Consider the following 20,283-nt stretch of genomic DNA (forward strand, 5'->3'; position numbering starts at 1 on the left):
ATCAGATCGCCTTTTCTTTTTAACCCCCCTCATTAGGAGGGGAGAAGGTACAACTTATACAGTCACAGTATCAGCAACGTCGCTAAATGACTTGAGTTTGTCAAAACTCATATATTTATAGACTTCACCGGCTTTAGCATTTAATGCCTGCACTTGATCTTGATACTCTGCAGGAGTCGGCAAGCGACCGAGCAATGCAGCCACAGATGCCAATTCAGCAGAAGCTAAGAACACTCGCGTATCGATACCAAGGCGGTTAGGGAAGTTTCTAGTTGAAGTAGAAACCGCTGTTGAGCCTTTACGAATTTGCGCTTGGTTACCCATACAGAGTGAGCATCCAGGGCTTTCCATACGAGCACCAGCCGCACCAAGCATTCCGTAGTAGCCTTCTTCCATCAAGACCATCGCGTCCATCTTAGTTGGAGGAGCAACCCATAAACGGGTTGGCATATCCTTCTTGCCTTGCAACACTTGGCCAGCAGCTCGGAAATGGCCGATGTTGGTCATGCAAGAGCCAATAAAGACTTCGTCAATTTTTTCTCCAGAAACCTCGGAGAGGAACTTAACATCATCCGGATCGTTAGGGCAGGCTAGGATTGGCTCCTTAATCTCGCTCATATCAATTTCAATAATCTCAGCATAGTCAGCATTAGCGTCGGCCTTAAGCAACTCTGGCTTAGCAATCCAAGCTTCCATGGCTTTGATACGGCGGCTTAATGTGCGCTTGTCTTCATAGCCATTCGCAATCATCCACTTCATCAAAGTAATGTTGGAGCGCATGTACTCGATGATTGGTTCTTTGTTAAGGTGAACAGTACAACCACCTGCAGAACGCTCGGCTGAAGCATCTGACAATTCAAAAGCTTGTTCAACTTTCAGATCTGGTAATCCCTCGATTTCCAAGATGCGACCGGAGAAGACATTCTTCTTGCCTTGCTTTTCAACAGTGAGCAATCCTTTTTTAATTGCATAGAGTGGTATGGAATTGACCAAATCACGCAATGTAATGCCGGGCTGCATTTTGCCTTTAAAGCGTACCAATACAGATTCAGGCATATCCAAAGGCATTACACCAGTTGCCGCAGCAAACGCCACGAGACCTGAACCTGCGGGGAAGGAAATACCAATTGGGAAGCGGGTATGGCTATCACCGCCAGTGCCGCAAGTATCTGGTAATAGAAAGCGATTTAACCAGCTATGAATAACGCCATCACCTGGGCGCAATGAAACGCCGCCGCGATTGGTCATAAATGGTGGAAGTTCGTGTTGGGTGCGAATGTCCACTGGCTTTGGATAGGCAGAGGTATGGCAGAAAGACTGCATGACAAAATCAGATGAGAAGCCCAGGCATGCTAAATCCTTCAACTCATCACGGGTCATTGGACCGGTTGTATCTTGAGATCCGACTGTAGTCATGTGTGGCTCACAGTAAGTTCCTGGGCGAACACCTTGACCTTCTGGCAAACCGCATGCGCGGCCAACAATTTTTTGCGCCAGGCTAAAGCCTTTTTTGTTATCAGGAGGGCTAACTGGCACGCGGAATTCTGTCGAAGCAGGCATACCAAGAGCAGCCCGAGCCTTAGCCGTCAAACCACGGCCAACGATCAAAGGAATACGACCACCAGCACGTACTTCATCCAAAATCACGGGTGACTTAAGTGAGAAAGAGGCAATCTCTTTACCATCCTTGAGTACCTTGCCTTCATATGGACGTAGTTCAATTACATCGCCCATATTCATTTGAGAAACATCTAATTCAATTGGTAAAGCGCCAGAATCTTCCATGGTATTGAAGAAGATTGGAGCAATGTTCGTGCCCAAGCAAACGCCACCAAAGCGTTTGTTAGGAACAAATGGAATATCTTGACCAGTCCACCATAACACCGAGTTGGTAGCGGATTTGCGTGAAGAACCAGTCCCAACTACATCGCCTACATAAGCAATTAAGTTGCCTTTCTTTTGCAAGGCTTCGATCTGCTTCATTGGCCCGCGAACACCTGGCTCATCGGGCTCAATGCCTGGACGTGGATTCTTCAGCATTACTGTGGCGTGCAGCGGAATATCTGGGCGGCTCCAAGCATCAGGAGCTGGAGACAAGTCATCCGTATTGGTTTCACCAGTGACCTTAAATACAGTTAACTTCATACTCTCTGGAACAGCGGGGCGACTTGTAAACCACTCAGCATCTGCCCAGCTTTGCATGACTGCTTTTGCATTGGCATTACCGCCAGAAGCCAACTCTTGAACATCGTTGAAATAGTCAAACATTAAGAGGGTTTTTTTCAATGCTTCAGCCGCAGTAGCGCCGCATTCAGCATCTTTTAATAGATCAACCAAGGGTTTAATGTTGTAGCCACCAAGCATTGTTCCCAAAAGCTCGGTTGCCTTAATGCGAGAAATTAGTGGAGATTTCTCCGTTCCTTTTGCGACGGCATCTAAAAACTCAGCCTTAACCTTTGCAGCATCATCAACGCCAGCTGGAACGCGGTGGGTAATGAGCTCCAGAATTTCCGCCTCTTTGCCCTTCGGTGGATTCTTAAGTAAACCAACCAATTCGGCAGTTTGATCTTTTGTTAAGGGGAGGGCTGGAATTCCAAGGGCTGCGCGTTCGGCAACTTGGGCGTTGTAGGCTTCTAGCATCGTGTTTCCTATTGGGTAAGAGTTATCGACATTAAGGTACAGCAGGGTAATTTCCCTATCCAGTCTATTGTAATTCGGAATCCATGTCTTATATAAGACTTAATTTGCAATTTTTTCATAAAAAATATCAAAAAATAGGGATTTTTCCCTCAATTTCCGCTCAGCCCGATAAATCCAGCCAGCTAAAGTCGGCAAGAGTCACATTGGAAACATGAATTAGCAATTCCATTGCCATCGTCGGTTGGTAAAAAAAGTCGGAAAATCAGCGCATTTTTAGGGTTAACTAGCTGCGGTTAGGCAATGGATTGAAGCGCCTCTTAGGAGAGTGGGAAATTTTTCACTCAAACCTGGCTATCGTTATAATTACTTTTTCCAACAGAGCTTAAGCGATGACCAAATACGTTTTTGTCACTGGTGGTGTGGTTTCTTCTTTAGGGAAAGGAATTGCAGCTGCCTCGCTTGCCGCGATTCTCGAATCCCGCGGCCTGAAAGTCACCCTCCTAAAATTAGACCCCTATATCAACGTTGACCCCGGGACAATGAGCCCTCTTCAGCACGGTGAAGTATTCGTAACCGAGGACGGGGCCGAGACCGATCTTGATCTTGGGCATTATGAGCGCTTTGTTTCAGCCAAAATGCGCAAGAGCAATAACTTCACTACTGGCCAGATTTATGAATCCGTTATTAGTAAAGAGCGTCGCGGTGAATACCTGGGAAAAACTGTCCAAGTCATCCCACATATTACTAATGAGATTCAGGCTTTTGTAGAACTTGGGGCGAAAGCCAGCCACGATGGCAATGCTGATATTGCAATTTGTGAAATCGGTGGAACAGTAGGTGATATTGAATCACTGCCATTCCTTGAGGCTGCACGTCAGATGAGCATTCGGTTGCCAAAGCATAGCTGTGCGTTTGTGCACTTGACCCTTGTTCCATATATCAGTAGCGCAGGTGAATTAAAAACCAAGCCCACCCAACACTCGGTGCAGAAATTGCGTGAGATTGGCATCATGCCAACTGTGTTGCTATGCCGTGCGGACCGCCCAATCCCTGAGGATGAACGCTCTAAGATTTCACTTTTCTCGAACGTACGGGATGAAGCTGTTATATCCGTTTGGGATGTTGACACAATCTACAAGATTCCTGAGATGCTTCATGCGCAAGGGATGGATGATTTAATTTGTCGTGAACTTGAAATAGAGGCCAAACCTGCAGACCTATCAGTCTGGGCCAATTTGGTTTATGAACTAGCCAACCCACAGCATGAAGTCACTATTGGTATGGTTGGCAAGTATGTTGAGCTGACAGAGTCTTATAAGTCTCTGATTGAGGCTCTGCGTCACGCCGGCATTCATAACCACACACGCGTCAATATTAATTACATTGACTCCGAGGTGATTGAGAAAGATGGGATTGACTGCCTGAAAGACCTCGATGCTATTTTGGTACCCGGCGGCTTTGGTAAGCGCGGCACTGAAGGAAAAATTGCCGCAATTCGCTATGCACGCGAGAATCATGTCCCGTATCTAGGAATTTGCCTTGGTATGCAGCTGGCGGTCATTGAATTCGCTCGTCATGTTGCTCAAATTACTGACGCAAATAGCACTGAATTTGATCCCGAAACTAACAATCCTGTTGTCGCTCTTATTACCGAATGGGTCGATCGTGAAGGGCGAGTTGAAAAGCGCTCTAATGAGTCTGATCTTGGGGGCACTATGCGCTTGGGCTCTCAGCGTTGCCCAGTGAAGGATGGCACCTTGGCCCATGAAATCTATGGTGCTGAAGTGAATGAACGTCACCGCCATCGCTACGAGGTGAATAATGCTTACGTTCCGCGTTTAGAGAAGTCTGGTTTGATCATTTCCGCTAGAACTCCAAACGAATCTCTACCAGAGATGATGGAGCTACCTAAATCGATGCACCCTTGGTTCTTTGGTGTTCAGTTCCATCCGGAATTTACCTCTACACCGCGCGATGGTCACCCATTATTCTCCGCATTCATCAATGCATCTCTCATCCATCAAGAAGCTAGCGCTTCGCAAGCTGCCTAAGGAAGATTGATGAGCTCATTCAAGTTATGCGGGTTTGATGTTGGTTTGAAGCATCGCTTCTTTTTGATAGCCGGCCCATGTGTTATTGAGTCCGAACAATCTGCCCTAGATATTGCTGGTGAACTTAAGCAAATTACTGCATCGCTAGGAATCCCGTTTATTTACAAATCTTCCTTCGATAAGGCCAATCGATCTTCTGGCAACTCCTTCCGCGGACTTGGGATGGAAAAGGGGCTTGAAATTTTGGCAAGAGTTAAGCGTGAAATTGGTGTTCCAGTATTAACTGACATACATGATATTAGTGAAATTGAGCCTGTCTCAAAAGTAGTTGATGTTTTGCAAACGCCCGCTTTTTTATGCAGACAGACTGACTTTATTCGAGCCTGTGCCCAGAGTGGCAAGCCTGTAAATTTCAAAAAGGGACAATTTTTATCACCCCATGAAATGCTTAATGTTGTTGAGAAGGCTCGTGTAGCTGCCGCAGAAAAGAACTTGCCAGATCAATTTATGGTCTGCGAGCGTGGTGCATCATTTGGTTACAACAACCTCGTGTCAGATATGCGTAGCTTGGCAATTATGCGTGAAGCAAATGCCCCTGTAGTTTTTGATGCCACTCACTCCGTCCAACTGCCAGGTGGTCAAGGCAATTCCAGCGGAGGTCAACGCGAGTTTGTTCCAGTACTTGCACGTGCCGCTGTTGCTGTAGGTATTAGCGGCTTATTCATGGAAACTCACCCAGATCCTGCCAAGGCATTATCTGATGGTCCTAACGCAGTGCCACTTCATCGTATGAAGGAATTACTAGAGTCATTGGTTGCCATTGATTCAGTAGTAAAAAAATCTGGTTCATTTTTAGAAGATAGTTTTAAGTAACTATTGTTTTGTCGTAAGCAATTTATTTTTTACTTAGGAGAAGGTGCATGAGCGCCATTGTTGACATTATCGGCAGAGAAGTTTTAGATTCACGCGGCAACCCAACTGTGGAATGCGATGTTTTGCTGGAGTCGGGAGTGATGGGGCGTGCAGCTGTTCCTTCTGGTGCATCCACGGGATCACGCGAAGCAATTGAGTTGCGAGATGGAGATAAGGCGCGCTATCTTGGTAAGGGAGTTCTTAAGGCAGTTCAAAATATCAATATTGAAATTGCTGAATCTATTCTTGGTTTAGATGCTAGCGAGCAAGCTTTTCTTGATCACACCTTAATTGAGTTAGATGGCACGCATAACAAAGCGCGTTTAGGCGCCAATGCTACTTTAGCCGTTTCAATGGCTGTGGCTAGAGCTGCAGCTGAAGAAGCAGGCTTGCCTCTATACCGCTATTTTGGGGGCTCAGGCGGCATGCAATTACCAGTACCCATGATGAATATCGTCAATGGTGGTGCGCACGCAAATAATAGTCTTGATATTCAAGAATTCATGATTATGCCGGTGGGAGCGCAAAGTTTCCGCGAAGCTTTACGTTGCGGCGCTGAAATCTTCCATGAGCTCAAGAAAATTATTGGCGCACAAGGTATGCCTACAACGGTTGGTGATGAGGGTGGGTTTGCACCTAACTTCAAGAGTAATCAGGAGTGTTTACAAACCATCATGAAGGCTATCGAGGGTGCTGGCTATCAAGCTGGTGAAGATGTGTTACTGGCGCTAGACTGCGCTGCTAGCGAGTTCTATAAAGACGGCAAGTACAGTTTATCCGGCGAAGGATTGCAACTCAGCTCTAGCGAGTTCTCTGACTACCTTGGCAACCTGGCAGACCAATTCCCGATCGTATCAATTGAAGATGGTATGCATGAGAGCGACTGGGATGGCTGGGCAGATATTACCCAAAAACTGGGCAAGAAAATCCAATTAGTTGGTGATGACTTGTTTGTGACCAATACTCGCATTCTCAAAGAGGGTATTGAAAAGGGGATTGCTAATTCCATCCTCATTAAGATTAATCAGATCGGCACATTAACTGAAACATTTGCCGCGATCGAGATGGCTAAACGCGCCAATTACACTGCTGTGATTTCTCATCGCTCTGGCGAAACTGAAGATAGCACTATTGCCGATATTGCCGTAGGCACAAACGCAGGGCAGATCAAAACAGGTTCATTGTCACGCTCTGACCGTATTGCGAAATACAACCAACTACTACGAATTGAGGAAGATCTAGGCGATGTTGCAAGCTATCCAGGTAAGTCAGTTTTTTATAATCTGAAGCGCTGAAATAGGCTAGATTTTCTAACTCATGAGGATCGTCATCTATTCAATGCTGTTATTGCTTATTGCAATTCAGTACCCACTTTGGCTGGGCAAGGGTGGATGGCTTAAGGTTTATGAGATGGAAAAGCAATTAGAGCTGCAGCAGGCTAAAAATAGCTTGCTCAGCTTACGCAATGCCAAGCTCACCGGCGATGTAAAGGACTTAAAAGAAGGCACTAGAGCTATTGAAGAGCGTGCCCGCGTAGAGCATGGCATGATTAAAGAGGGTGAATTCTTTGTGCAGATTTTGCCATCAGAAAAATCTGCCATGAATACGGCTGATGGTGAAAAACCATCCACCATCAAGAACGCTCAATAATTAATGTCCCTTAGAAGGGGGTCTTGTTGCATCTGCAAGCAAGTCTGTTTTAAAAACCTGACGACAATCGACGGCATCAAATCGATAAAGCTTTCCACAAAAATCACATCCAGTTTCCACAAGGCCTTGTTCTGCAAGAATACTTTCAACCTCTTGCTCCCCCAGCATGCGGAGAACATCTGCAACTTTTACCCTTGAGCAGCGGCAAGAAAATCGAATTGGGCGAGAGGGGAAGCTGCGTACGCCATTTTCAGCAGACTCCTCTAAGAAAAGTCTTCGCAAGATAGTTTGCGGTGGAAGTGTTAACAATTCTTCATTTGTAATGGTTTCACCAAGCGTTTGGATGCGACTCCAACCTTCAGCAGCAATCTGTGGATCTAGGTGAGTGTGGCCACCAGAGTTCGGTAAACGTTGCAACAGAAGGCCGCCGACATGGGTATCGTTAGAAGCTAGCCATATTCGAGTATCAAGCTGTTCAGAATTTTGCATATAAAGGGCAATTGCTTCTGCAGCGCTGGTCACCGGTTTGATCACCGAACCACGATGTTCCTGGAGTGCCACTATTCCTTGGTATGGTGGCTGCCCTGGTTGGCGGTCTGCCGGATCCAATGTAATAACTAGGCGACCAGTATTTTCAGCATCAAGTAAATCGCCTAAGGTAGCATCTGGATCGATAGTATTGGCCTCAACGGATAGCTTTACAGTAGCTCGCATAGTGAGGTCTGATTTGCACTCAACCACGAGGAGTTGAATAGGACCCTTACTTTGCGCCTGAATGATCAGAGTGCCATCAAATTTCAGGCTTGCGCTTAAAAGGGTAGCTGCGCCCACAAAATCACCCAAGATGCGCCTGACCACAGGGGGGTCATTGCGCCTCTCCAGAATAGCCTGCCAAGCGCTACCAATAGAAACAATTTCCCCGCGAACCGGGGCCCCATCACACATAAACACAAGTAATTCATTCATAGGTGAAAGTATCCACTTTTTTGTCCAGCGAGGTCACAATTTAGCGAATTCTATGGCTAACCTGAGATAATGGTATTTATGCATATACGTACACGTTTCGCCCCGAGTCCCACGGGCTTTATTCATTTGGGAAATCTTCGCAGCGCTCTCTATCCATGGGCATTTGCTCGACACAATAAAGGAGACTTCATTCTCCGTATTGAAGACACGGATCTAGAGCGCTCAACCCAAGAAGCCGTTGATGTCATCATCGAGGGGATGGCTTGGTTGGGCCTGGATTTGGATGAGGGCCCCATCTACCAAATGCAACGCATAGATCGTTATCGTGAGGTGGTAAAGCAAATGCTAGATGCCGGCCTCGCTTACCCATGCTACATGAGCGAAGATGAACTAAATCACTTGCGCGATCAGCAAATGGCGAATAAGGAAAAGCCTCGCTATAACGGCCTGTGGCGCCCTGAGCCAGGCAAAACTCTGCCGCAGATACCTGAGGGTGTTTTACCCGTAATTCGATTTAAAAACCCAATTGGTGGCTCTGTAATTTGGCAAGATGCCGTCAAGGGACAAATTGAAATTAGCAATGACGAACTCGATGATCTGGTCATCGCTCGCCCCGATGGCACGCCGACTTATAACTTTTGCGTAGTGGTTGATGATTTAGATATGAAGATCACGCATGTCATTCGTGGCGACGATCATGTAAACAATACGCCTCGCCAAATCAATATTATGAAGGCTCTTGGTGGCACGCCTCCAGTCTATGCTCATTTACCTACAGTGCTGAACGACTCAGGCGAGAAAATGAGCAAGCGCAACGGCGCAATGAGCGTTCGAGACTATCAAAAAGCAGGGTACCTGCCAGAAGCGATTTTGAATTACCTGGCTAGATTAGGCTGGTCACATGGTGATGCTGAAGTATTTACTAAAGAACAATTTGTAAGTTGGTTTGATCTAGAAAGCCTGGGTAGATCACCCGCACAGCACAATCCAGAAAAACTACTCTGGCTCAATCATCAATACATCCAAAATGCCGATCCTAAAAAACTGGCAGAATCTACCAAGCCATTTGCTCATGAGATGGGTATTGATACAGAGAATGGACCCAGCTTTGTTGATGTTGTAGCTCTATTAAAAGATCGCGCGAATACATTGATTGAAATTGCTGAAGAGGCAAAGCTGTTCTATTTACCTGCACCCACTCACACCAGTGAACAAATCGTCGCCAATATTCCAAATGAAATTATTCCCGCACTCAAAGACCTTATTGAGGCAATTAAAAACTGTGAGCACACCAAGGCAGCATATGGAGCAGCTTTTAAGGAGATTTTGGCCAAGTATCAGATCAAAATGCCAGCTTTAGCTATGCCTGTTAGGTATGCATTATTTGCCACCACCCAAACCCCTGCAATTGACTCAGTCCTGGTTGTTTTAGGTAAAGATGAGGCTGTGGATAGGCTTTCCAAGGTTGTCTAATACAGAATTTGCGCACTCGCACAAAAATAGGATAAAATCTTGGATTGTTTTGAATGTCTTGTAGTTTTATTGCGAGATTACGGGGGTATAGCTCAGCTGGGAGAGCGCTTGCATGGCATGCAAGAGGTCAGCGGTTCGATCCCGCTTATCTCCACCAAGCATTTAGAATAGAGGTAGTTGTAGTAGTCCAGGTCCCCATCGTCTAGAGGCCTAGGACATCACCCTTTCACGGTGAGTACGGGGGTTCGAATCCCCCTGGGGACGCCAAAATTTTGGCTAGTTGTGAGTTGTAGAAGTCAGTGACACAAGTAGCAAGCGTTGTATTTGGAGCGGTAGTTCAGTTGGTTAGAATATCGGCCTGTCACGCCGAGGGTCGCGGGTTCGAGTCCCGTCCGCTCCGCCAAATATTTAAAAGCCCCTTTAATGGGGCTTTTTCATTTTCTGCAAAATCAGCACAATTACATATTTTTGCTTGAAGTAGGGGCTTTTGGCGCCACCTTGTATAGCGGCTCAACCGCAGGCATAAGCGCCGTTAATTGCTCTATTCGAGTTTCACCCGAGGGATGGGTGGATAAGAATTCTGGCGCACTCTTTCCCTGGTTAGCTTTGATCATCTTCTGCCAAACTGTAATTGCCCCAGCGGGGTTGTATCCGGCCCTAGCGGCCAACTCTAATCCAATTGCATCGGCCTCTGACTCATTCTCTCTAGAGTTGGGTAATACGAATACGTAGTAAGCAACCTGGTTTGCCGCGCTCACCGCTGAACCATATCCACCAGCAGCTGCCATCGCAACGTTCACGGCTAGTTTTTGTGCCATTGCCTGTGAAACACGTTCACGACCATGCTCTCTTAAAGCGTGTGCAATTTCGTGACCCATAATCGCTGCAATCTCATCATCACTCAAATTAAGCTTTTCGATAATGCCAGTATAAAAAGTAATTTTTCCACCGGGTGCACATGTTGCATTTAATATCGGAGCGTCAATAAGTGTTAATCGCCAAGCCCATTGCCGGGTGTCATCGCGAAATTCTTTAGTTTGTGGAATCAGTCGGTTTGCAATAACTCTCAAACGATCTAAAGTTGGGCCAGATGTGACCAGCACATTTTTTTCTTTTGCTTTTTGATTCTGCTCGTTATAGCTGATTGATGAGAGGCGCTCAACTTCAGCAGAAGAAACCATCATGAATTGGGATCGATTGACCCCTACAACCCCTGGCCGGGTAGTGTTTGCACAAGCCGCGAGAAGGGTGAAGAGGGCAAGAGTTACAAAAAGTCTGATATTCAATTGACTAAAACTTAACACTTGCCCCTACGGCTGATTGCTACAGAATTATTTCTTTTTGGGTGGTGTAATTGATGCTGCCATTGCATCAAAATAGACCACCTTTACTTGCTCACCAACATTAACATCGGCTAATAACTGTGGATTCTTAACAGTAACAACGGTTACTTTACCGCTAGGTCCTTTTACAGAAACCAGTTTTTTAGCGCGATCTACAGCAACAATGTCAGCAATGATTGTGGTGGTATTTGAAATTGTTCTAGAAGGTTTTTCGCCTGCTTTTGAAGCAGTCTCAGAAGATGTTTCTACCTTGCTACGTATTCCATCGCTCTTTGTCTTAATTAACTCAATTGCTACTGCGAGCTCATAAGTAACACTTAAGCGATCACCTTTTTTGATTTGATCAAAGTTTTTAATTTCTGGTCCAGCAACAAACTTGGATTCACCTTCACTATTTTTAAAGAAAATAGTGCGTGTCTTCTTGTCAATTTTGCTCACAGTGCCTTCATACAACTGAAAAATATTGTCAGTCACTGCGGCGTCAACTACAACAGCGTTTGCTGGTGCAGTGCTTTGAGCGATAGTGGCGCCTGAGCCAATCAAAAGAGCGGCGGCAACTAGGGAGACTTGGGCGAATTTGGTTTTCATAACTTTCCTTATTAATAGATATATCTATAGTGATATTAGCGTATTTTCACGCTTAATTAAGCATTATTGACAGTTAACCGACCTAGGGAAAATCATAGTAACTTTGGTAACATCAGCTTTCATTAGTTTTTAAGTCAAAAGGACAGAAATGCCTCGCTTCGCGGCCAATCTCACCATGCTATTTACTGAGCAGCCGTTCATAGAACGCTTTGCGCTAGCTAAGTCCGCTGGCTTTGATGCCGTTGAATTCTTGTTTCCTTATGCCTTTAAGGTTGATGACATCAAAATGGCCCTGAATGACAACAACTTAAAGCTTGTTTTACACAATTTTCCACCCGGAGATTGGGACTCGGGAGAGCGGGGGATAGCCTGCCATCCAGATCGTGTCTCGGAATTTCGTGCAGGCGTGAGCAAAGCTATTGAATATGCAACCGCATTGGGCGTAAATCAACTGAATTGCCTTGCTGGAAAGGTACCCGAGGGGTTTGATTCCAAACTGGTGCGTGATACTTTTATCACCAATATTCAATTTGCCGCAGCGGAACTTAAAAAAGTCGACATAAAAATTCTACTTGAGCCGATTAACACTTTTGATATCCCTGGTTTCTATCTTTCCAAAACCGCACAGGCGATTGATTTGTTAGATGCGATCGAGGCAGACAACGCCTTCTTGCAATATGACATCTATCATGCTCAGCGAATGGAGGGAGAGCTTGCTTGCACGATTCAAAAGTATCTAGACCGGATTGCCCATATTCAACTGGCAGATAATCCCGGCAGAAATGAGCCTGGAACGGGTGAAATTAATTTTAACTATCTCTTTAAGTATCTTGACCGCCTGGGTTATGACGGTTATATCGGCTGCGAATACAAGCCCCTAAAAGCGACAGAAGAGGGGTTAGGGTGGTTGAATTTCTGATTGTCTGCCCAAATGTTACAGAAACTATGATCAGCATCACATTTAAAGGCGATCATTTTTTAAACAATCAATGAATAGGTAAACAAGTTCCATGACCAAAACTCTCCTCGTGTATTTGCATGGCTTTAGATCGTCACCCAACTCCACTAAAGCGGTAATGACTGGCGAAGCGATTAGGGCTCTATCAAATCCCGCTCATTCATACGATTGGTATTGTCCTCAGCTACTAGCTTCGCCCAAAGCAAGCATGGAGATGGTAATTAATCGCATCGAACAATCAGATGCGGATCGCATCATTATTATTGGCTCTTCTTTAGGTGGTTTTTATACCAACTACTTGGCTGAGAAATATCAATGCAAAGGTATTGCCCTTAATCCTGCCGTTTATGCCTCAAGAGAGCTTGAGCCTCATGTTGGCATGATGACTGCGTATGATAGCGATGAACCTTTTGATTTCAAGGCTGAATATATTGACGAGTTAAAGGCCCTGCAAGTGCATAAACTCTCCGATCCCAAGCGCTATTTTTTAGTCGCAGCAAAAGGTGATGAATTACTCGACTGGACAGAGATGGTGAGATTCTATTCAGGATCAAAACAACTTGTTTTAGAAGGGAGCGATCATGGCATTAGCAACTACCAAGATCATCTACCTGCAGTCATTGACTTTATTCAGAGCGAATCACTTGCTTAAGCTGTATTTTTTTCAACAATGGGTGGATGGCTGTGATCCGTAATAAATCTTTATGGATTTTAATTGTGGCAATTTTCCTGTCGATTGCAGGCCACATTATTTTATTTTTTGGAATTCCATTTATTTCTTTTGGAAATACTCCACCCATCTCTGAAGATCTCATCATCAAGACAGAGATTCGCGAAGAGCCACCCAAAAAAATTCAGCTAACTTCGGTTCCAAAGAAGAAATCTCAACCCAAGCAATTGAACGCAATTGCTGCGGATCCCCTTCCCAGTGCGGGTGAAAATGGCAAGGGAAAGGAGGGCGCCTTTGGCGATCAACCCGGGCAAGCATTCAGACTTCCAGAGTCTGGGACCTATTACTTTGACGCATATGTGGATGGACAGCTATACCAAACCGCTCAGCTAGATTGGATTACAGAGGGCAATAATTACCGACTGTATATCAACATCCCATATGCTGTTGTTGGGCCCTTTGTATTTGAGTCAAGGGGCTCAGTTGACGCCTATGGAATTGCCCCATCAATTTATTGGACTCAGCGAGGCACTAAGCCCCCACGTTACTCTCGCTTTGATCGTGACGGCAACGGAGCAGGGAAGATGTTTTTCTCTGAAAAACCTGAATTTACGCCCGATTTAAAGCCTGGCACTCAGGATCGGTTTAGTCTCATGTTTCAACTAGCCTCACTACTTAATGGTAATGACAAGATTGATGAGGCTGGCACAATTCGAGCGCTTCCTGTGGTTGACTACAACACCCTAGAGATGTGGCAATTTAAGAGTTTTGGTGAAGCCGAATCCGATGATATTCCCAGTCTTGGTAAATCCATTAACAGACGGTATGCACTTATGCAGCGTGAAAATGATCAATACAAGCGTCAGGTAGACATCTGGCTGGCGAGAGACCTTGATTGGCTACCCGGAAGAATGCGCTCTCTAGAGGCTAACGGAAGAATTTTGGAGTTAGTTTTTAAACAAAAAGCGCCGATTGATAAGTCAAAACTAGTGAATTAAAGATTTTCTATAATCCAGCACCAGATTTGCCGTTTTGATTTGGCCTAGACAATAAAGCCCCCATCATCGAATACAGGGCCGCACCTGACATCGATACTGCAAAGATGCCTGAGAACGAGATAATAATTGGCAAGATTCTCCAGCGCTGTGACAAGGTGTAATCACCGTAACCTACGGTTGTGTACATTTCGCCTGCGAAATAGAATGTTTGAGGGTTGGTTGGGAATACCTGTAAAGCTACGCAAATATAGGCCCAAGCCACAATTTCAATTAAATGGCTCGCAATAATGAGCAATATTGCCAGAAAATAAGATAAGAAATTAGCGCCATATATCCGCTTATTTTCAAGCTTGCCATCTATCCAATGGAATGTTCCTGCAATCATCAGGACCGCTAATCCATGGAATGTCAGCATTAAGCAGGCTAGCAGCAAAACAAACCAGATCTCACTATTACCCATATCCGTATTGATTTCAGCGAATAAGGTGTCAAAGCTGGGTAGAGCGTTTATACCGGGTAACCGAGCCAGGAAGTCAGCAAATGTCATTGCAATAGATCTCGTTTATCAACTGATTTCTTATTTGACATAATAATGATTATACGCAATGTAAAGGAATCAAACTCAAGAGGCAATCTTCTTTGGACCGCCTGGATATGGCTGTTTATAGAGCTTCTGCCAGCGTGACAGTAAGCCGTCCCGAATATCTGACTTACTAAAGAGTTCGGCAACATCTATTGCAGAATATCCCTCATGATTGCGCATGCGGATATCTGCACCGTTGTCTAGTAAAAACTTTACTAGTTGATCGTTACCAGAGTGAACTGCCATCATCAATGGTGTTGTTTCTCCAGGGCTGAGCGCATTAACTTTTGCGCCATTTTCAACCAAAAATTCTGCCACTTCGCGTTTTCCGGTTGTGCAGGCATAGTGCAAAGGTGTCCAGCCAGACTTATTGACATCAGCCTTTTTTTGCAAAACTAAGGTCTTAACAACTGGCATCTCACCTTCAATCGAGGCCATCATGAGGGGTGTTTCACCGCTCTTATTGGCTAGATTGACATCTATATCCTTATTGCCTAGGAGCAAATCAATTACTTTAAGAGATTTATCGCGGATTGCGACTATTAGCATCGGGTTGCCTCTCGGATCCAATGTATTGGGGCTAACTCCAGCCTTAAGCAAATCCTTGATTTCTGATACATCATCAAATTTAGCCGCTTTAGTAAAGTCGGTAATTTGATCGGCTGTTTGAGCCATTACGGGATGCATGTGAAACAGACCCAAGACTGTCAGGATTCTTAAAAACTTAAGCAAAATTCTCATAAAAAAACTCTATCTATTTGAAAACATTTAAAAAAATTACTAGAAGTATGTTCTGCAAGTTGCTCAATTGAAACCCCTTTTAACTCAGCAACAAATTCTCCAACCTTTGAAACCCAGGCTGGTTCATTAACTTTGCCTCGATAAGGAATTGGCGCTAAATAAGGGGAATCCGTTTCAATTAACAAACGGTCAAGCGGCACGTATTTACAGGTCTCTTGAAGATCTTTTGCGCTCTTAAAGGTAACAATTCCAGAAAATGAGATGTAAAAACCCATTTCCATGGCGGCCTTTGCCACATCAGATGTTTCGGTAAAGCAGTGCATTACCCCACCTATCCTATCAGCACCCTCCTCTTTTAGGATTCTCAAAGTATCTTCAGAGGAGGACCGTGTATGAATGATTAAAGGCTTTTTAGCCGCTATGGCCGCCCTAATGTGCACCCTAAACCGCTCCCTTTGCCACTCCATAGACTCATAGCTGCGATCGCCCATTCGATAGTAATCTAGGCCAGTTTCGCCAATAGCAATGATTTTGGGGTGCTTAGATTGCTCAACTAGAAATTCTACCGAAGGTTCGGGGGTATTTTCATAGTCAGGATGCACGCCAACAGAAGCATATAGGTGCGGATGATCCATTGCCAATTGCCGGACCTTTGGAAAATCCGGCAAGTCGACCGATACGCAAAGTGCATGACTGACTTTGGAGGCGGCCATATTAGCCAAAACCTCAGGTAGTCGAGTTTGGAATTCGGGAAAATCGAGGTGGCAATGCGAGTCTATGAACATGACTCGCTATTTTAGTCTTCAAAAATCTGTTGGTATTGAGAAAGCAAGGCCTCTAACTGAATTCGAGTTGCCAAAGGATGGTTTTCATGGCGACGGGCATGGACCAGAGATTTCCAAAAATTAAGTAATTTGGGCATGCGGGCCTGTTTGGCAAGCGTCTGGATGGCTGCCTCATGCTTTGGGTAATAGCGTGGGTGACCCATTTGAGCGGAACTTAAAAGATCAGCGGTCCAGCGCTGCATAGTTGACAGTAACGTTGAATAGCGGGCTTTTTGAGTTTTTTCAGCCGTATCGAGCCACTCAATTCTAGCGCCCTGGGACATAGCCCTTAGAAGGTTGTTAGACGCCTGTATAGCTATGGTTAGCTCATCTTTGTCATCTTGATGATGCCGAGCAATCAAGGATTGCAAAACGGCGTAAGGCGCCCCGCCCTGCTCATCATAAATGGACTCGATTTCCGCTGAGCTAAATTTAGAGTTAGGCACTAAAGCCATTTGATTGCGCAACCATTCCAACCCAGTCGAGCGATCTGGTCTTGGGGCAGACACAAGACGACAGCGAGATCGAATGGTCGGAAGAACTCTATCTAGTCGATCTGCAAGCAAAATAAAAATTGTATTTTCAGGCGGCTCTTCCAGAGACTTCAATAAGGTATTCGCAGAATCCGATCTCAACATTTCCAGTGGGTAAATTAGGATCACACGGCTACCGCCACGATGAGTGCCGATGGAGAGTCCCTCAATCGCATTGCGAGTTTCTTCGATAGATATATTCTTCTTTTCTTTTTTTTCAGAAGCCTCACCATCACTATCAGATGAAATTGCCTTTGACTTTTTGGATGAATCCGCTTCAACATCGAAATCACCATGAGGCAATAGCTTGCGATGCGTTTCCGGAACCAGGGCAATGAAATCAGGATGATTAGCAGATTCAAACCAATGGCAAGCCTCGCACTCATTGCATGGTCTAGATAAGGGTGCGGCACTCTCGCACAATATAGCTTTTGCAAGCTCTATAGCAAACTCAAATTTACCAATGCCAGATTGGCCATGGATTAAAACAGCACTTGGTAGGTTCAATAAATTCAGACTCTCCCAGGTTGACTTAAACCAAGGGGCAAAATTAGAGGTCTGCTTACCTGATGATTGCGATGTCATCATTTAAGGATGATATTCAGTGACTTCAATCCAGCCCAGATAGCATCCTTGGATTGCGTGGCATCAACAATATGGAAGCGATCCGGATCTGATTTTGCGCGGCGCAAATACTCTTGACGGACCTTCTCAAAAAAATGCAAATCTAATTGCTCGAATTTGTCTGGTGAACGAACCTGAGATCTACGATCCTGAGCAACTGAGCCTGGTAAATCAAAAAGGATCGTCAGATTGGGTTGGAGTAAAGTTCCGTCCGCTCGCCCTTGAACCCATTTTTCAAGGGCATTTAATTTCTCAAGACTTAGTCCGCGTCCGCCACCCTGATAAGCAAAGCTCGCGTCTGTAAAACGATCGGAAATTACAATCTTTCCAGCTAGCAGAGCTGGCTCAATGATTTGAGCGACATGCTCGCGACGAGCTCCGAACATCAAAAGAGCCTCAGTTTCTAAATTCATAGGCTCATTTAATAACAAATCTCTCAAGCTCTCACCCAACTTAGTTCCACCAGGCTCACGCGTCATCACCACTTCACGATCTGGATAAGACTCTTTTAGATGATCGGCAAAAGCCGCAATATGCGTGCTTTTACCTGCACCATCAATACCTTCAAAACTAATGAAATACCCAGGAAATGGCGTGTTCTTCATAATTATTGTGTACTCATTTTTGTGCGGAATTGCGTTTACGCTGATACTGATCGACCGCACTCTCATGATCTTTTAAATTGTTAGAAAAATGGCTGGTGCCATCCCCTTTAGCCACAAAATAGATTGCATCAGTCTTGGCGGGATGTACCGAAGCCTGAAGCGATTCTTTGCTGGGCATTGCTATTGGGGTTGGCGGCAAACCTTTGCGCATATATGTATTGTAGGCACTGTCTTTACGAAGGTCTGCTTTTCGTAGGTTTCCATCAAAATTAGGTCCAATTCCATAAATAATGGTGGGGTCTGTTTGTAGCGGCATTTTTAAATTCAGGCGATTTAGAAATACCGCTGCCACCAAAGATCGGTCGGAATGACGCCCAGTCTCTTTTTCAACAATAGAAGCCAAAATCAATAACTCGTAAGGGGATTTCAGGGGGGAGTTGCTCTCCCGCTGATCCCATGCGGCACTGAGTTGTTTTTGCATTGCTTGTGAGGCACGTTTATAAACTGAAAGATCGGTGTCATCCGGATCAAAAATATAGGTATCCGGGAAAAATAATCCTTCATCGCCTGGGTAATGAAGGTTGAGAGATTCAAGGAGTTGCTTGGCGTTCATTCCCTGGGTTTGATGGATTAAAGCAGGATGTTTATCTACCAGTGCACGAACTTGCCATATCGACATTCCAGGAATAATGGCGATAGATTCTCGCACTCGATCGCCGCGGGCAATCTTCAATAGCACCTTTCCTAAGCTGGCATGCTCAGGCAGTAGATAAGTTCCAGGCTTGAGCTTTGAGCCAACAAATATGCTTCTAGCTGCTATTTGAAAAATGATTGCAGGCGTTTTAAGACCCTGGGCTGATAACTGATCTGCAATTGATCCAAGACTGGATTGAGGTGCAATCTTAACTTTATATGTTGACGGGCCTGGGAACTGGGCTTGAGAGGGTGAGCTAGAGGGTACTACCGGCCAAAGGAAAACTGTCCCGTAAAACAATCCAATGCACAGCGCCATAACGACAAAAAGCCTCCGCCAATGGCTGGGTTCGCGTTGTGTTGCAAATAAGGCTCTTCTCTGAAATTTTCTGCTCATCGAGCTATGATAAAAGCTCATGACAACATACTCTCAAAATTCCCTAGATTCCAGTGCTTTATTTAATGGATTCACTTCCCTGCCAGATTGGGGCTTAATATTGGTCGAGGGGCCAGATGCCGCCACTCTTCTCCAAAGTCAGCTCAGCAACTCAGTAGTGGGAATGGTCAAAGTTAGCCCAGGTCAAATTGCTCGGGGTCCCCAAGCAACCCGCTTAGTTGGATATTGCAGCCCCAAAGGAAGATTGATCGCTAGCGCCTGGGTAGCACTCTCCCCCGAATCAGAAGACTCCCAAGATCGCTTTGCGATGTTTATCTCGAAAGATATTGCAGCCAGTACCGCCAAAAAACTATCGATGTACATCCTCCGATCCAAGGTGAAGATCGTTGATGCTTCCGATTCATGGGAGGTATTTTGCTCCTACTCAAATGAGGGTGATGCAGCCATTCATCATGTTGAGCCTAACAATATCGCGATGGATATTCCTTCCGTATTGAATCATGATCAATTATTTAATCGAACATTGATTGCAAAACCAAGAGTGAGTGTAAGTAAGGAAAATTTAAACCCCATTGCTTTGGAAAATTGGAATTCGCTTGAAGTATTAAGCGGTATTCCACGGATTGTTTTATCAACGCAGGAGCAATTTGTACCGCAGATGATTAACTTTGAATCCGTTTCTGGAGTGGACTTTAAAAAAGGTTGCTACCCAGGTCAGGAGATCGTCGCTCGCAGCCAGTATCGCGGTGCAGTTAAGCGAAGACTCCAATTGGGACATACCAATCTAGATTCGCTGGTTGCGAAGTCTGCTAAGCCTGGCGTTGAAATTTTTCACTCAAGCGATCCAGCACAACCCTGCGGGATGGTTGTTCTTGCATCACCCAATCTCAGAGATGCCGCCAGAATTGATTTTCAGATCGAGTGCAAATTAGACTCTTTAGAGTCCGGGGATATTCATTTAGCTAGCATCGATGGACCTGTGTTAAAAATAGATTCACTACCCTACCCCTTGATAGAGATTTAATTGCCCCTTT

Annotated in this window: 19 protein-coding genes and 3 tRNA genes; 12 read left to right on the top strand and 10 right to left on the bottom strand. The window is 45.1% G+C overall.

From position 1 onward, the window contains the following. Window positions 1-54 precede the first annotated feature (54 nt). The gene (locus AOB49_RS05270; protein ID WP_062308725.1) at window positions 55-2,640 is read right to left on the bottom strand and encodes a bifunctional aconitate hydratase 2/2-methylisocitrate dehydratase; all 2,586 of its coding nucleotides are present in this window, start codon (window positions 2,638-2,640) and stop codon (window positions 55-57) included. 389 nt (window positions 2,641-3,029) lie between these two features. On the opposite strand from AOB49_RS05270, the gene AOB49_RS05275 reads away from it, so the two are divergent. From AOB49_RS05275 to ftsB, 4 genes are read left to right on the top strand one after another with little or no spacing between them, the layout of a single operon-like run. Continuing rightward, window positions 3,030-4,691: a CTP synthase gene (locus tag AOB49_RS05275; RefSeq protein ID WP_062308727.1), complete on the top strand. Its 1,662-nt coding sequence runs from the start codon at window positions 3,030-3,032 to the stop codon at window positions 4,689-4,691. A 9-nt stretch (window positions 4,692-4,700) separates the two neighbouring features. Continuing rightward, window positions 4,701-5,564, top strand: a complete 864-nt coding sequence (kdsA, locus tag AOB49_RS05280; RefSeq protein ID WP_062308729.1) for a 3-deoxy-8-phosphooctulonate synthase — start codon at window positions 4,701-4,703, stop codon at window positions 5,562-5,564. A 47-nt stretch (window positions 5,565-5,611) separates the two neighbouring features. After that, window positions 5,612-6,898: a phosphopyruvate hydratase gene (gene eno, locus AOB49_RS05285; RefSeq protein ID WP_062308731.1), complete on the top strand. Its 1,287-nt coding sequence runs from the start codon at window positions 5,612-5,614 to the stop codon at window positions 6,896-6,898. 22 nt (window positions 6,899-6,920) lie between these two features. Further along, a complete protein-coding gene (ftsB, locus tag AOB49_RS05290; protein WP_062308732.1) occupies window positions 6,921-7,253 on the top strand; it encodes a cell division protein FtsB in 333 nt (110 codons plus the stop codon). Here the strand turns inward: ftsB and hslO are convergent, their stop codons facing one another. Next, the gene (gene hslO, locus AOB49_RS05295) at window positions 7,254-8,219 is read right to left on the bottom strand and encodes an Hsp33 family molecular chaperone HslO (RefSeq protein ID WP_062308734.1); all 966 of its coding nucleotides are present in this window, start codon (window positions 8,217-8,219) and stop codon (window positions 7,254-7,256) included. It lies immediately after the preceding gene. A gap of 69 nt (window positions 8,220-8,288) precedes the next feature. Here hslO and gltX point away from each other — a divergent pair, with 69 nt between their 5' ends. From gltX to AOB49_RS05315, 4 genes are all read left to right on the top strand, one after another. Beyond that, window positions 8,289-9,692 carry a glutamate--tRNA ligase gene (gene gltX / locus AOB49_RS05300; protein ID WP_062308737.1) on the top strand — a complete coding sequence of 468 codons (1,404 nt, stop codon included), beginning with the start codon at window positions 8,289-8,291 and terminating at the stop codon, window positions 9,690-9,692. Window positions 9,693-9,773: 81 nt separating this feature from the next. After that, window positions 9,774-9,849: transfer RNA gene (locus AOB49_RS05305), tRNA-Ala, on the top strand. Window positions 9,850-9,883: 34 nt separating this feature from the next. Then, window positions 9,884-9,959 (top strand) — tRNA-Glu (locus tag AOB49_RS05310). A gap of 59 nt (window positions 9,960-10,018) precedes the next feature. After that, a tRNA-Asp gene (locus tag AOB49_RS05315) sits at window positions 10,019-10,095 on the top strand. A gap of 55 nt (window positions 10,096-10,150) precedes the next feature. Here the strand turns inward: AOB49_RS05315 and AOB49_RS05320 are convergent. Next, window positions 10,151-10,876, bottom strand: a complete 726-nt coding sequence (locus AOB49_RS05320) for a M48 family metallopeptidase (RefSeq protein ID WP_156471339.1) — start codon at window positions 10,874-10,876, stop codon at window positions 10,151-10,153. 147 nt (window positions 10,877-11,023) lie between these two features. After that, window positions 11,024-11,623, bottom strand: a complete 600-nt coding sequence (locus tag AOB49_RS05325) for a hypothetical protein (RefSeq protein ID WP_062308739.1) — start codon at window positions 11,621-11,623, stop codon at window positions 11,024-11,026. Window positions 11,624-11,771: 148 nt separating this feature from the next. On the opposite strand from AOB49_RS05325, the gene hyi reads away from it, so the two are divergent. The 3 genes from hyi (at window position 11,772) to AOB49_RS05340 (ending at window position 14,249) form a co-directional block, all read left to right on the top strand. Further along, the gene (gene hyi, locus AOB49_RS05330; protein ID WP_062308741.1) at window positions 11,772-12,542 is read left to right on the top strand and encodes a hydroxypyruvate isomerase; all 771 of its coding nucleotides are present in this window, start codon (window positions 11,772-11,774) and stop codon (window positions 12,540-12,542) included. 91 nt (window positions 12,543-12,633) lie between these two features. After that, window positions 12,634-13,233, top strand: coding sequence for a YqiA/YcfP family alpha/beta fold hydrolase (locus AOB49_RS05335; RefSeq protein WP_062308742.1), 600 nt, complete (start codon window positions 12,634-12,636; stop codon window positions 13,231-13,233). Window positions 13,234-13,259: 26 nt separating this feature from the next. Further along, a complete protein-coding gene (locus tag AOB49_RS05340) occupies window positions 13,260-14,249 on the top strand; it encodes a DUF3108 domain-containing protein (RefSeq protein WP_062308744.1) in 990 nt (329 codons plus the stop codon). Window positions 14,250-14,256: 7 nt separating this feature from the next. Here the strand turns inward: AOB49_RS05340 and AOB49_RS05345 are convergent, their stop codons facing one another. The 6 genes from AOB49_RS05345 to mltG form a co-directional block, all read right to left on the bottom strand. After that, a complete protein-coding gene (locus AOB49_RS05345) occupies window positions 14,257-14,796 on the bottom strand; it encodes an ion channel (RefSeq protein ID WP_082784067.1) in 540 nt (179 codons plus the stop codon). Window positions 14,797-14,871: 75 nt separating this feature from the next. Then, entirely contained in the window at window positions 14,872-15,573 is a 702-nt protein-coding gene (locus AOB49_RS05350) for an ankyrin repeat domain-containing protein (RefSeq protein WP_082784068.1), read from the bottom strand. Then, on the bottom strand, window positions 15,570-16,358 hold the full coding sequence (locus tag AOB49_RS05355) for a TatD family hydrolase (protein ID WP_062308746.1): 789 nt from the start codon (window positions 16,356-16,358) through the stop codon (window positions 15,570-15,572). The genes AOB49_RS05350 and AOB49_RS05355 overlap by 4 nt, the downstream gene beginning before the upstream one ends. A gap of 11 nt (window positions 16,359-16,369) precedes the next feature. After that, window positions 16,370-17,518 carry a DNA polymerase III subunit delta' gene (locus tag AOB49_RS05360; protein WP_062308748.1) on the bottom strand — a complete coding sequence of 383 codons (1,149 nt, stop codon included), beginning with the start codon at window positions 17,516-17,518 and terminating at the stop codon, window positions 16,370-16,372. After that, window positions 17,515-18,159 carry a dTMP kinase gene (tmk, locus tag AOB49_RS05365; RefSeq protein WP_062308750.1) on the bottom strand — a complete coding sequence of 215 codons (645 nt, stop codon included), beginning with the start codon at window positions 18,157-18,159 and terminating at the stop codon, window positions 17,515-17,517. Before tmk ends, AOB49_RS05360 begins: the two co-directional genes overlap by 4 nt. Window positions 18,160-18,172: 13 nt before the next feature. Further along, on the bottom strand, window positions 18,173-19,249 hold the full coding sequence (gene mltG / locus AOB49_RS05370; protein ID WP_062309347.1) for an endolytic transglycosylase MltG: 1,077 nt from the start codon (window positions 19,247-19,249) through the stop codon (window positions 18,173-18,175). Window positions 19,250-19,268: 19 nt separating this feature from the next. On the opposite strand from mltG, the gene ygfZ reads away from it, so the two are divergent. After that, the gene (ygfZ, locus tag AOB49_RS05375) at window positions 19,269-20,273 is read left to right on the top strand and encodes a CAF17-like 4Fe-4S cluster assembly/insertion protein YgfZ (RefSeq protein WP_062308752.1); all 1,005 of its coding nucleotides are present in this window, start codon (window positions 19,269-19,271) and stop codon (window positions 20,271-20,273) included. Window positions 20,274-20,283: the final 10 nt, after the last annotated feature.

Source organism: Polynucleobacter sinensis (assembly GCF_001595985.1).
GTDB lineage: Bacteria > Pseudomonadota > Gammaproteobacteria > Burkholderiales > Burkholderiaceae > Polynucleobacter > Polynucleobacter sinensis.